The 12,396-nt window shown below is 68.2% G+C and carries 13 protein-coding genes; 2 read left to right on the forward strand and 11 right to left on the reverse strand.

The features are described from left to right. Nucleotides 1-24: 24 nt before the first annotated feature. From IU452_RS07300 to IU452_RS07350, 11 genes are all read right to left on the reverse strand, one after another. Complete coding sequence (locus IU452_RS07300; protein ID WP_195108107.1) at nt 25-525, reverse strand: hypothetical protein; 501 nt, start codon at nt 523-525, stop codon at nt 25-27. Nucleotides 526-539: 14 nt separating this feature from the next. Further along, nucleotides 540-3,227: a polymorphic toxin type 5 domain-containing protein gene (locus tag IU452_RS07305; protein WP_195108108.1), complete on the reverse strand. Its 2,688-nt coding sequence runs from the start codon at nt 3,225-3,227 to the stop codon at nt 540-542. Continuing rightward, on the reverse strand, nt 3,227-4,774 hold the full coding sequence (locus IU452_RS07310) for a hypothetical protein (RefSeq protein ID WP_195108109.1): 1,548 nt from the start codon (nt 4,772-4,774) through the stop codon (nt 3,227-3,229). Before IU452_RS07310 ends, IU452_RS07305 begins: the two co-directional genes overlap by 1 nt. Before the next feature lie 36 nt (nt 4,775-4,810). Beyond that, nucleotides 4,811-4,981, reverse strand: a complete 171-nt coding sequence (locus tag IU452_RS07315; RefSeq protein ID WP_195108110.1) for a hypothetical protein — start codon at nt 4,979-4,981, stop codon at nt 4,811-4,813. A 3-nt stretch (nt 4,982-4,984) separates the two neighbouring features. After that, nucleotides 4,985-5,374 carry a hypothetical protein gene (locus tag IU452_RS07320; RefSeq protein WP_195108111.1) on the reverse strand — a complete coding sequence of 130 codons (390 nt, stop codon included), beginning with the start codon at nt 5,372-5,374 and terminating at the stop codon, nt 4,985-4,987. A gap of 31 nt (nt 5,375-5,405) precedes the next feature. Beyond that, nucleotides 5,406-6,524, reverse strand: coding sequence for a hypothetical protein (locus IU452_RS07325; RefSeq protein ID WP_195108112.1), 1,119 nt, complete (start codon nt 6,522-6,524; stop codon nt 5,406-5,408). A gap of 49 nt (nt 6,525-6,573) precedes the next feature. After that, entirely contained in the window at nt 6,574-6,720 is a 147-nt protein-coding gene (locus tag IU452_RS07330; RefSeq protein ID WP_195108113.1) for a hypothetical protein, read from the reverse strand. A gap of 17 nt (nt 6,721-6,737) precedes the next feature. Then, the gene (locus IU452_RS07335) at nt 6,738-7,556 is read right to left on the reverse strand and encodes a hypothetical protein (RefSeq protein ID WP_195108114.1); all 819 of its coding nucleotides are present in this window, start codon (nt 7,554-7,556) and stop codon (nt 6,738-6,740) included. Nucleotides 7,557-7,563: 7 nt separating this feature from the next. Further along, nucleotides 7,564-8,400: a hypothetical protein gene (locus IU452_RS07340; RefSeq protein WP_195108115.1), complete on the reverse strand. Its 837-nt coding sequence runs from the start codon at nt 8,398-8,400 to the stop codon at nt 7,564-7,566. Between the two features lie 64 nt (nt 8,401-8,464). Next, nucleotides 8,465-9,376: an AfsR/SARP family transcriptional regulator gene (locus tag IU452_RS07345; protein WP_195108116.1), complete on the reverse strand. Its 912-nt coding sequence runs from the start codon at nt 9,374-9,376 to the stop codon at nt 8,465-8,467. Between the two features lie 225 nt (nt 9,377-9,601). Continuing rightward, nucleotides 9,602-10,141 carry a DUF1772 domain-containing protein gene (locus tag IU452_RS07350; RefSeq protein ID WP_195108117.1) on the reverse strand — a complete coding sequence of 180 codons (540 nt, stop codon included), beginning with the start codon at nt 10,139-10,141 and terminating at the stop codon, nt 9,602-9,604. An 80-nt stretch (nt 10,142-10,221) separates the two neighbouring features. Between IU452_RS07350 and IU452_RS07355 the strand changes: the two genes are divergently transcribed. Together IU452_RS07355 and IU452_RS07360 are read left to right on the forward strand one after the other, a co-directional pair. Continuing rightward, nucleotides 10,222-10,701 carry a MarR family transcriptional regulator gene (locus IU452_RS07355; RefSeq protein WP_195108118.1) on the forward strand — a complete coding sequence of 160 codons (480 nt, stop codon included), beginning with the start codon at nt 10,222-10,224 and terminating at the stop codon, nt 10,699-10,701. 378 nt (nt 10,702-11,079) lie between these two features. Next, nucleotides 11,080-12,393 (forward strand): APC family permease, encoded by a 1,314-nt coding sequence (locus IU452_RS07360; RefSeq protein ID WP_195108306.1) that lies wholly within the window; start codon nt 11,080-11,082, stop codon nt 12,391-12,393. The last annotated feature ends 3 nt before the right edge of the window (nt 12,394-12,396 follow it).

Consider the following 12,396-nt stretch of genomic DNA (forward strand, 5'->3'; position numbering starts at 1 on the left):
TTGCCTCGCAAGCGGTTCGGTGGTTCACAGCGGGACCGAGGGGACGACGGGTACCGCGGACGGGGCGGCGGGGCCTGCGAACACCGCGGTGCCCGCGGCCAGTGCCAGATCGGCGATCTCGCCCGCCAGCGCCGTGGGCGTGCTGCGCGGCACGTGTTCGAGGCTGATCGAGACGTCGAGGGCGTCGCGTTTCTGCACGCTCTGGGTGAATCGCAGATCGGTGATCTGCATATCCAGGCTGATGGTGAACCCGCACACCACCGGAATTCCGGTCAGCGCCAGGGTTTTCGCGGTCGCGGCGACCAGCAGCCGGGAATTGAGCGCCAGCACCTCGAGCGCCTTCTTCAGCACCAGGCGGTCGGGTCCGAGCAGCATGGCCTCCACGGCGATGGCCTTGCGGGTGGGCGCGAGGGCCTGGGAGAACTTGCTGTCGGCGATGCGCTGGATCCGATACCCCTCGGTCATCGAGATGCTCTGCACGTACAGCAGCGGGACGGGGCCGATCAGTACTGGTTGTGCCGTCACGTGTCCGGCTCCTTTCACTCGGGCTGGTATCGCACGAAGGGGGCACGGTCGACCACGGCCGGATCGAGATGGCCCTTGGCCACCCAGTCCAGCGCGGTCTGTGGGTCGACCGGGATCCCCTCGATATCGAGCGCGAACTCGTTGACCATGTATCCGCCCTTGGCGGGGTGTTCGATGACGCTGGCGGCCAACCGGTTCCGGTATCGGGACATCACCACGAACCGATCCGCGCCGGTCGCACCGAGCGATTTCCCGCTCGCCAGATGACCGGCCTCGGTGATGTCGGGGTGCTCGAGCCAATGCGCGAAATCGCCCATGTCCGACCGCAGCACACCCTTGTCGTTCAGCAGGAACCGCAGCGGATGGCCGGGGTTCTCGCGCAGGATCGCCGTCACGGCGCGGCGGAATTTCGCTCTGCTCGAGATGGCCGCGATGTCGCCGAGCGCGCTGGCGGGGATGAGCGGACGGGCGCCCGGCCGCAGCTTCTTTTCCAGCTCACCGGCGACCTCCGACAACCATTCGGCGTCGTCGAATCCCGCCCGGTCCCCGGCCGCGAGCCGTTCGAGCAGTTCGTAGTACTGCTGCGGCCCCAGGCGTCGCTTCGCCGCTGCGACCTGGGCGAGGAAATGCTTGTACCGGGTGGCGTGGGAACCGAACAGCCGCACCGTCGGTGCCAACGCATGCCCGCCCGCCTCGGTGACGAACCGCAGGGCACCCTGCGCCCCGGCCGCCCCGGCGAATTCGGCAGGTCCGAGAGCGCCCACCTGGTCAGCGGTGAGACGGCCCGCGACCCGCAGCAGATCGGCCAGCTCGGCATCGGAGGTCCTGGCCAACACCGCACGCACGGCCGAGCCGGACCAATTCGGTCGCGAGCGCACCAGTTCGAGGACTCGCCGCGTCCCGGCGACCACATCCTCGGCCAATTCGGTTGCCGGGCCGAGGGTTTCCTGCACCGTGCGGGCGATCCGCAGGGCGGCCAGCAGTCGCTCACCGGACTCGCCCGCCTGCTCGTTCGCGGCGAGGAACCGCGCGAGGGTGCGGGCGCGGGGAGGTGCTTGCCGCAGCAGGCGCAGGACGTCCTCGGCGGCGGACTCCGGCAGCAGCCGCATGAGCCGACCCACTTCACCCGCATCCTGCAGCCGCAGCGCCGCCGCCAGCGCCTCGAACAGCCTGGCCTGGGCGGAAATTCGCTGTGCCGCGGCCGCCGCCTGCCGGGGAGCGGTGAGGTATGCGGCCAGGATCTCCAGCAGTATCACCTGCGCGACTCGGCGCAACAGGGCGCTCCCGACCGCACCGGCCGCGCCCGCGAGCTCCTCGATGTGCTGCAGGCCCTGCAGCGCTTGCCGTCCGGCCGTGCCCGCGCTCGCCAGCAATGTCCGCAGCTGCGCCAGCGCTTCCGGATCGGGCGGGCCGGTCACGGTCACTACGCCGGGGATCGGCACGGGCACGGTGCCGAGCGCCCGGCACAGCACCATGTAGAGCTCGTAGAGCTCGGGCAGGCTGCCGCCGAGTTCGACCGGCAGCAGCGGCAGGTCGGCCAGGCTGCTCACGGTGGCGCGCAACCAGTCGTAGGCGGTGCCCACGAACTCGACGACGTCCAGGGTCGACAGCGGGTGTCGGAGTTGGTAGACGACGATGTCCATCAGCTGACCCGGTTCCAGCGGGGTGAGCGGCACATGTGCACCGACGGCGTGCAGCAGGCGAAACGTCGGCTTGTCGAATCGGGCGAACAGCCGCAGCAGCGAGCCGTCGGTGGCCAGCGGCGCGAGCAGGGCATCCAGTTCGGCCGTCGAGCGGCAGGAGGCGATCAGGTCGACCAGGGCGGCGCCGAGCTGGTCGGAATCCACGCCGCTGATCGCCTTCTCCGACAGGCGCATCAGAGCCAGCAGATAGCGCCGGCGGTCCTCGAGGCTCATCGCCGCGAAGAGCGAACGATCCAGCGTGGCGAGAACGTGCGCGACGGCGAGGTCGTCGGAATGTTCCAGCGTGAGTGCGTGCACCACCTCCCCGACGTCCGAGGCGCGCAGCCTGCCCGGGTCAGTGGGATCGGCCAGTCGGCGGTCGATGTTCTGTCCGGACCAGTCGGTGGGCGACTGGGCACGGTATGTGCGGTAGAGCCGTATCCCTTCGGCTGTGGTGATCGTCAGTGGCTGCAGGCTCGCATCGGTGAGGAAGGTGGCCCCGGTGGCCGGAGCCGACGTCACGGTGCCCTCGCCGCCCGGTTCACGACTGACGGCGGGGGCGAAGCCGCCGAAGTCCGCGGCGCGCAGGGGTGTCGCGAGCGGACGCACGAGCAGCCGTCCGGGCCGCTGCGCGGAGGTCAGTACCGCGAAGCCGCGCGCACCGAAAAGATAGGTGCCCCATTCCACGGCGCGTACCGGGTCGTCGGCCTCGACCTCGAGGTTCCCGCCCGCCCGCACCCACTGCGGGATATCCCGCCCGAAGCCGAGCACCGGGCTCGACGGGGTCTGCCCGATGCGCAGGAGGTCGCCGAGGACATGGAATTCCCGTTCCGCCGCATGCACATCGGTGCGCTCGCGACGAGGGAGGGGCTTCGGGTCCACCGTGTCGTGGTGTTCTCGCACGGCCTGCGCGATGCCGCGCCGGATCGCCTCTTCCACGCCGCGCGGGTTCTCCGATGCCGCGGTTCCGGTGTATTGCACCGAAATCGCCGGGGCCGCGGTAGCTTCCGTTCCGGTCATCAGGCCCCTCCGTGCGACAGCATCGACTCGACGGTGCTGTCGCCGACGGCCGGGTCGAGCACGAGGTTGAGATCGGGTGGGGTGAAACCCTTCGGCGCGTCGTCCACCGACTCGACGGACCAGTGGCCGTCGGGCCCTTTGCGATAGGTCACGGGAATGCTCAGGGTGCGTGGGATGGGGCTCGAGCGGTCGGGGGCCTGCCAGAGGAAATCCAGCGATTCGCCGGGCCTCTTGGCGTCCGCCTTGCGGCGAACTTCGGTGCGCCACACCGGAATATCGGCCGGGCCCGGCTCCCGCACGCCGGACTCGAACCAGTCCAGGCGAAAGAAGCTGCCCAGCTGGACATACCAGGGTTCCTCGGCGTAGGCGGCCGCACCGACCGGCGCGTAGCCCTGCTGCCGCTGCTGATCCGCACGCCTGAATTCGCGTCCGAGGACGCCTGCCGCGCCGAGAGCCAGTCCGGTGGCGCCCGGTAGCGCCGCCGAGGGCCGTTTGGGCGAGTTGACCACGACCTCGATGTTGTTCAGTTCGCCGGCCGCGCGAACCTGCTCCAGTTCGGCGGCCTGCGCGGCGGTCGGTTCGTATTGCATTTCGACGTGCAGGATTTTTCGGTCGGCGGTGCCGCTGTGCTCGACGCGGAATGCCTCGCCGCCACGGGTTTCGCTGCGAGCGGTCCCCTGGTCGGCTTCGACCAGCTTGCGCAGCCCCGTGCTCAGCTCGGCGCGCAGATCCCCGGGTTCGCCGAAGCGGCCGGGACCGTTGTCGACGGTCTTGACCTGGATCAGGGTGCCGCCCTCCACGCGAATGCTGCCGGGGGACAACGGCAATCGCCGCGCTCCGACACGGACCGTGCCGGTCAGCGGAGTGCGCGTGCCGCCCTCGAGGAAATCGGCGGCGGGATAGTTGCGCGGCAGCGGGGTCGCCCCGGGGTAGTACCGCTCGCCGACCAGCCTTTCTCCGCTCAACCCGCGGGCCTGGTGACCGGCGAACCAGTCGATCGGAAGATTCTCCGGCGGGGGCAAGGTTCCGGCCGCCTGTTGGGCCAGCAGTTGTGCCGCGGCCAATTCACCGGCGATGCGGCGCTCGTCCTCTTCCAGGCGCGCGAACGCCTCGGGGGAACGGACGCCGATGCCGATCGTCTGCTGTTTCTTGTTCTCGGCCAGTCGCTCGGCGAGAGCGGCGGCGAGAGCGTCGAGCAGATGCTGCCGCTCGGCCTGCAGCTCAGCGATCGCGGCGGGGGATCGGACGCCGATGCCGGTGGCCAGCTCGCGGTCGACTCGCGCGAGCCGCTGTCGAATGTCCTGATCCGGCGCGCCGGACGCAGGATCGGCGGCTTCGGCCTTGGCGCGCGCTGCTTTCCGTGCATCCGTGGCGGTTTTCGAGGCGCGCAGCCGATTGCCGACCGCACGCGCCACCGATCGAGTCAACCGGTCCAGGTCGGTGGCGGAAGGAGTACCGACCACCCGCACCTTCACGGGTATGGCGGTTGTGCCCGCGCCCCTGGCGGCCATCGGCAGGGGGTTCTCGGGTCGTGTCTGCGTTGACATGGTGTCCTCCTTTCCTTTTCACCGACCTGGACGCGGTCAGCCGCGGCTGCGCAACGTCGTGTGCAATTGGTCGAAGACGTATTTCGCGACCTGCCGCAGGTGTTGTTCACCCAGTTCGCCGACGACCTCCACCTCCACGGGAAAGTGGTAGACCGGCTCATCGCCCGGCTCTGTTCCGTCGGCGGACGGGTCGAATTCGTCGTTCATCGTTCACTCGATTCCGGGCTGCAGGCACATGCAGGTGAACGTGGCCTGCGGAACGCCGTCGATGACGACGTTGCTCGGGTTGGCCGAGGTGATGATGCAGCGGCCGAACTTCAGCGCCTTGAAAGACCAATCGGTGCCGGTCTTCTCGGCGACGGCGATCTCGAATTCCTTGCCGGTCACCGCGAGCTGGGTGAGTTCGGCGACCACCGAGGCGAACGCCTGCACCGTCATGGTGAAGGTGAAGGTCTGCGGTTGCCGGACATAGCCGAGGTTGTCGGCCTCCACGCTGTGCACCACGGTGTGGGGCACATTGAAGGTGGGCGTGAACTGGGAGATCGGGCTGACGACGGTGCTGCCGAGGCGCACTTCGAGTCGGGTGTTCCAGGTGGGCATGTTGGTGTCCTCGCCATTCGCGGAGCTGCCGCTAGTTGAATTTCAGGTTGATGTTGATGCGGTGCATGGCGCCGGCGTACTCGACGCCGACCAGGACCTGCGCGATCCGCCTGCTGTGGGCGTCCCGGACCGCCTGCACCTGCGCCGGGGTGAGCGTGGCCGGATCCGCGTCGAGCAGATTGAGCACCGGAACGGTGACGGTGAATCCCTCCAGCACACCGGCCTCGACCAGTGGGTTGAGCACCGCCTCCATCTGAACGACCAACGCGCGCAACCCGGATCGGCTGATCCGCAGATTGCCGATCGCACCGATCATGCGGGCCTTGAGCCGGAAGGTGACGTCGTCGATGGTGCGCTGGACGTCGATGAACTTCAGGCCTCTGGAGTTGCCGGTATAGCCTTCGCCGAGGTAGACACCGCCGCCCGGAATGAGCGTCGGGGAGGTCAGCCAGATCACGCCGTTACCGGCGATGCCGGGCGGCACCGGATTGCTCTCGTCCTCACTGCCGTTGAGGGTGTCGATCTGGGCGCTGGTGAACGGGGGACTGACGATCGCCACCTGTTTGAGCACCATCGAGGTGTAGGGCGGATAGCCCGCGATGGTGCCGGCCACCGCGGCGGCCGCGTCGTCGTCGCTGCGATGGGCGACATAGACCATGCGGTCGTGGGCCAGCACGCCGGTCACGAGCGCGGCATCGGCGACGTCCTTGGACAGCATCGCCACACCCATCCGTTCCTTGCCGTCCACGCGGTCGGAGACGGTGACCACGTGGTCGCGCAGGGCGGCGATGGCGCCACCGGCCCTGCCGCTGTCGGCGGTCAGCGGCGTGGCGGCCAAGACCACGAACTGAACGTTCAAAGCCTCCGCGGCGACAAGGGATTTGGTGATGTCGGTGTCCTGGCGGATGCCCCAGAACTGAGTCGCGGTCGGGCTCTGCCGCATCGCGGTGATCAGCGAGGTGGTCAGGGGCGACGCGGCGGCGTTCGGCGCGCTGAATTTCGCCCGCGCCTCGTCCGGAGAGGTGACCTGGACGGGGACGTTGACGCTACTGGCCGTGGCGGCCCCGATCACGACCAGATTCCCGGTCGGGCGCACCGCGGGCGGGTAATAGTCGAACGAAGGAAAGACACGTACATATCGAAGTGCCATGAGGGTGTTCTCCTAGCTGGGAGTGAGCTGATTCGGTGGCGCCGCATCGTCACGGCTCGTGGTACTTGGCACGCAATTTCGCGCGATATTCCTCGATTTCCTCGTGCGACATGGTGATCGGTGTTTCCGGATCGGTCGGCGGCTGCTCGACGGGGTCGTTGTCCGGATCGTCGGTTCGCGCTCGGCGACTGGTCATTTCTGCTCCTTGGATGTTCAGAGGAAAACGGCGAGTATCTGCTGGGTGGCGAAGAAGGCGGTGATCTGCTCGCGGGTGAATCCGGTGCCCGCCTCGCTCCCGGCCGGGAACACCACGACAGGCGCCAGCTGCGCGGTGATTTCGGCGAAATCCCGGTCGCGGTGTTCGTCGACGACCGGCCCCTGCGCGGCCAGAATCTGCCGCACGTCCCGCAGCGCGCCGGTGATATCGACGGCGTCGCGGATCAGGATCGCGATCCGCAGACCCAGCCGGCGGGTGGCGGCCGGGTCGGCGGGATCGAAGGGAGGCGCCGGTTTGAGTTTCACCTCGGCGAGCAGATAGTGAAACGCGCCCCGCAGCTCCTCGACCGTGCTCAGCCCGTGTTCGCGCATGAACGCGTCGAGATCGAGATAGTGGAACTTCGCCCGGAATTCGTCGAGGGTGGCGAACGCACCGAGATCCCCGATACCGAACGACTCCAGCTCACCCGGATCGATCTCGAGGACCACGGTGGCCGACGCGTCGGCCACGATGTCGATCCACTGCGGGTCGGCGCCGTCGCTGCCGACGATGTCGACATCGGTGCGGACATGCCCCGGCATGGTCTGGGTCCAGTTCCCGGCGCGGCGGACCACCGGATACAGCGGCCGCGCGCAGGCGGTGGCCACCACGTCGACCGCCGTGACATCGCGCAGCACGGCGAACGGCAGCTGATACATCGCCGCGATCAGCGTCCGAATCCGCGTGCGTCCGGGGTCCCCGGCCGGGAATACGAGGTCGTGGACCCCGGCCCGGTCGGCGAGGCGGAGCAGCAGCGTGTCGACCGACTGGCTCATGGGCGCGTCACTGCTTGCTCTGCTGAATGTTCTTCTGCCGCACGGCCTGTTCGACCACCGCGAGCGCATCCACCGGCGTCAGATTCTGGCCCTGCTCGTTCTGACCCAGTTGCGGCCAGCCGGCGCCGTCCGGGCCGCGCAGCTGAATCCAGATGTCGCGGGTCTTCTCCAGCAGTTCACGCTGTTCGTGCTCGTTCAACGCGGTCATGAATTCCTCCTCGATTCCGATGCCGCACTGCGCGGCGAATTCCTCGGGCGACAGGCCGTTCGCGGCGTTCATGTCGCAGTTGCCGAAGGGCGGACAGCCCTCGGGCAGGCCGCCGCCGTAACCGTTGCCGTCGGTGTATTGGTGGGCGATCTGGCCGGGCAGGTGGGGATTTCGCCCGTAGCCCGCGCCGATCAGGCGCAGGCCGTCGGGGCGCTCACCCCACATGCCGAACAGATCGCCGGTGTTGGCATAGCCGATGACCCTGCGCCGATCGCCGAGCCAATCCGCGAGATTCCAATAGGCGCGGTTGATTCCGTCGGACTGATCACCACCGGGATTGCCGCCCGATTCGACGTCGATCATGGAGATCATCCGAGGGTGCGGACCACCGGCCCGAGAAATCATGTCCCGGTGGGTGTTCACGGTGTCGAGCCAATTGGGCCGCCAATAGAAGTAGACGATGAAGCACGCCAGCACCCCGGCATCGGCGGCCCGGGAGGCCCAGGCGTAGTTGTGCCAGAAGTTGGGGTCGGCAAAGGTGCCGTCATTCGAACGGAAGCTCAATATCCGATACGGATACGAGTCGTCGACCGGCGCCTGGTAATAGGACACATCGGCAAAAAGGCTGTCAACCATGCGAACTCCTCTCGATGGGAGCCAGTCTTCAGCCGGTGCGTCTCACCGGCGTCTCGAGCGCATTTCACGCCGACTTGTTGTCATCGGCACGGAGTCGTTGCGAGGTCACCAGCACCGTCAGGTCCGGCATCCGGCTCACCAGTGCGTCGAGGACCGCCCGGACCTCCTCGGTCACCTCGGCGGCGTCGTCGAGAATCAGCACGGGACCGGAGCGCGCCGAGCGCTGCGGTGCGGCCGCCGACGCCCCGGACGGGCGCAGCGTCGGATCGTGGCGCAGTATCCGCAGTTCCAGATCGGCCGTCTCGGGCGCGGGATCCACGCCGAGATCCTCCGACAGGGTCCGCCGCAGCCGGCGCAGCCGATCCAGCGCCTCGACGTGGCTTCCGGTCTGATACAGCGCCAGCACGTACAGCCGCACCAGTGGCTCGTGCAGAGGGTGTTCGGCCGCCGAAGCGGCCAGCTGCGTGCGTATTTCGGCGGCGGCGCCGAGGCGGAGCGCGGCATCGGCCCCGGCCACGACCAACCCCAGCCGCCATTCCTCCAGGCGAGCCGCCTCGGCCCGGGCGAACGGCGCCGCGGTGAGATCGGCCAGCGCCGGACCGCGCCACAGCCGCAAGGCCGCATCGGCCGCCGCGCGCACGGCCTCGTGGTCTCCGGCGCGCTGCGCGGCATGCATCAGATCCGCGGCGGCCTGCGCCGCGGCCAGATCGGCGATCGTGACGCTGGTCCGGTATCCCGCCGGGGAGCGCAGCACGACGTGACCGCAACTCCCCACTGCCGCCCGCAGCCGCGACATCAGCACGCGCAGCCGCTCCACCGGGCGGTTGAGCTGCTGCTCACCCCACAGATCGGCGGCCAGTCGCGTATCCGGCACCGGCATTCCGCGCGCGAGCGCGAGCCGCACCAGCGCGGCCCGTTCGAGGGGCCTTCCCACGCCCAGATCGCGGTCACCGTCGGTGACCACGACCGGGCCCAAGATGTTCAGTTGTATCGAGCAACCCCCGGACGCGTCGGCTCCCGAGCGTCGCGCATTCCTTCTCCGCAGTGTGGTGACCAGGTCACTCCCCACCCCGTGCCCTCCGATCGTGCTGGCTGTTTCGCACCCGCGCGCGGGCGTGCCCGCGGGCAATTCGTGAAAAGTCCGAGCACCCCAACCCCTGTGCGCCTCGACGCTAGACCGACCCGGCGGTCTGCAATATCCCTAGAATTCGGGATGCCGGGTTCGTCCGCCTCCGCTCTCGACCGCCGCCGCCCGGGTCGGGTTGCCCGACAGGGACAGCGCACGCAGGGCGCACACCCAGCCGATTGCGCCGAGGATCATGCGGGGGTAGTTCAGAGTGGTCCAGGTGTCGATGAACGAGTCCACTCGTGCGGGGGACCAGTCGGCGCCGTGGGATTGGAACAGGAGCATGCGAGTGGCGAAGTAGCCGTAGGTCGATGCCGAGTAGCAGGCCATGATCGCGGCGGCGGCCAGCCACCAACGGCGGAACGGGACCGGGGTTCGCCACGCCAGGTAGAGATTGATCAGGGAGAGCAGTGCGACGACGGGAGAAACGAACGGCCAGAACGCCCGGCCCGCCCGCCGGAAACCGGATTGCTCCATCGCGGTCAGCGCCTGCTCGGGAGGAACGTCGGCCCACATCGGGATGACGCCCAGCTTCTCGTACCAGCCCGCCCCGAACTGGATCCCGACGAATATCACCAGCACCCAAAGTGCAATCGCGCGTGTGGTTGTCATCATGTTCGGCCTCCTCGACCCTGCCATTACTCTCTACTCGAGAGCTTCTCTATTGCAGAGAGATTAGGAAGGATCGACCAGCGATGACATCGGGGAAGGCCCGGAACGAAACCCTGAACTCGCTTCAGCTCGCGCTGCGCGAGCAGGCGACCCGGACGGTGCTGTTCCATTCGGCCGTGGCGAGCCGGCTCGGCCTCACCGTCACCGACCTGAGCTGTCTGAACCTGCTCAGTATGGACGGCCCGCAGACTCCCGGTCAGCTCGCGCGTCGCATCGGCATCACCCGCGGCGGGGCCGTGACGGCCATGGTCGACAGGCTCGAGAAGGCCGGTTACGTGCGCCGCGACCGCGACCCGGCGGATCGGCGCCGCGTCCTCATCGCTCTCACCGACACCGTCGTCCAGCGCGTGACACCGCTGTTCGCAGATCTGGGCCGGGCGATCGCCGAGCAACTCGCCGACTACCACGACCACGACCTGACAGCGCTTCTCGGCTTCGTCACCGACACCACCGACGCGCTGACCCGAACGACCCGCGACCTGCGCGAGCGCCCTTCCTTCTAGGGTCTGTGGATGTTCCGTGCAGGCCACTACAGTGCGGGATTGCTTGGAATGCAAAGGTTTCCCTCGAACTGGCAGGCGGTGCCGCTGGTCTCGAGGGCATGGGGCACATTCGCAGGGGGTTCGCAATGTCGGGGGTAGTCACGGTCGACGTGGACCGGTTGCGCGATGCGGCGTGCTTCATCGGTCGGCAGGCACAGGTTATCGATCAGCGCGAGGCGCGAACAACGCGCCGGCGGCGGTGAGGGTGGCTACAGTCCTGGAGGACGGGTACATATAGGGCTCGCGCGGGGGAGTAGCCGCGCCCCGGGGAGAGGAGTCGGCGTGGTCGAGACCGCGGCGGAGAGCGATCGGACAGCGGAGCCGTCACTGCAGCGGGTGATGGGCCCGGGACTGCTGTTGTTGTTCATCGTCGGCGACATTCTGGGGACGGGGATCTATGCCCTCACCGGAAGGGTCGCCGGGTATGTCGGTGGGGCGGTGTGGGTGCCGTTCGTGGTGGCGTTCCTGGTCGCGCTCGTGACGGGGCTGAGCTATCTGGAGCTGGTCACCAAATATCCGCATGCCGCCGGAGCCGCGTTGTATACGCACAAGGCGTTCGGCATCCAATTCTTCACGTTCATGGTCGCTTTCGCGGTGATGAGTTCCGGGCTCACCTCGGCCTCGACCGCGGCGCGGGCCTTCGCCGCCAATTTCGCCGAGGCATTCCATCTGCGCCTCAGCGCAGGTGTCGGCATCACCCTCGTGGCCTTGGCGTTCATCGTGACCGCCGCGGTGATCAATCTGCGCGGGGTCAGCGAGAGCGTGTGGGCGAATGTGGTCCTCACCTGTGTGGAGCTGAGCGGCCTGCTGATCGTCGTCGGAATCGGTTTGTGGGCACTGGGCGTCGGTGACGGCGACTTCGGCCGCGTCACCGAGTTCACCACCGGCGACCGGACCGCGCTGGGCGGGGTCATCGTCGCCACCACGCTGGCCTTCTATTCGATGGTCGGTTTCGAGGATTCGGTGAATATGGCCGAGGAGTGCAAGGACCCGAGCCGGATCTTCCCGAAGGTCCTGCTCGCCGGGCTCTGCATCACCGGGTTGATCTACGTGCTGGTGTCGATCACCGCCGTCGCGCTGGTGCCGTTGAAGGAACTGGGCGAGGGCGACACACCGCTGCTGAAGGTGGTCGAGATCGGGGCGCCGGGCTTTCCGACTCGAATCTTCGCCTTCATCACCCTGTTCGCGGTCGCCAACTCGGCGCTGATCAACATGATGATGGCCAGCCGCCTGCTCTACGGCATGGCCCGGCAAGGGGTGATCCCGCGGGTCCTCGGGCGGGTTCAACCCACTCGCCGCACCCCCTGGGTCGCGATCACCTTCACCACCGCGTTGGCCATCGGCCTGATCACCTTCGTCGGCGAGGTGCCCGAACTGGGCGGCACCACCTCGCTGCTGCTGCTGGCGGTCTTCACCGTCGTCAATGTCGCCGTCCTGGTCCTGCGCCGAGACCCAGTGCCGCACAAGCATTTCCGTACCCCGACCTTCCTTCCGGTCGTCGGCGCGCTGTGCTGCGCCTTCCTGGTCACCCCGTTCACCGGCCGCAGCCCCATGCAATATGCGATCGCTGGGATCATGCTCGCCATCGGCGTGGTGCTGTGGGCCCTCACGCACCCGGTGCTGCTGCGCCGCCTGCGCCGGGTCCGCGAATGACGA

The sequence above is a fragment of the Nocardia transvalensis genome (assembly GCF_015477765.1).
Taxonomy (GTDB): Bacteria; Actinomycetota; Actinomycetes; order Mycobacteriales; family Mycobacteriaceae; genus Nocardia; species Nocardia transvalensis_A.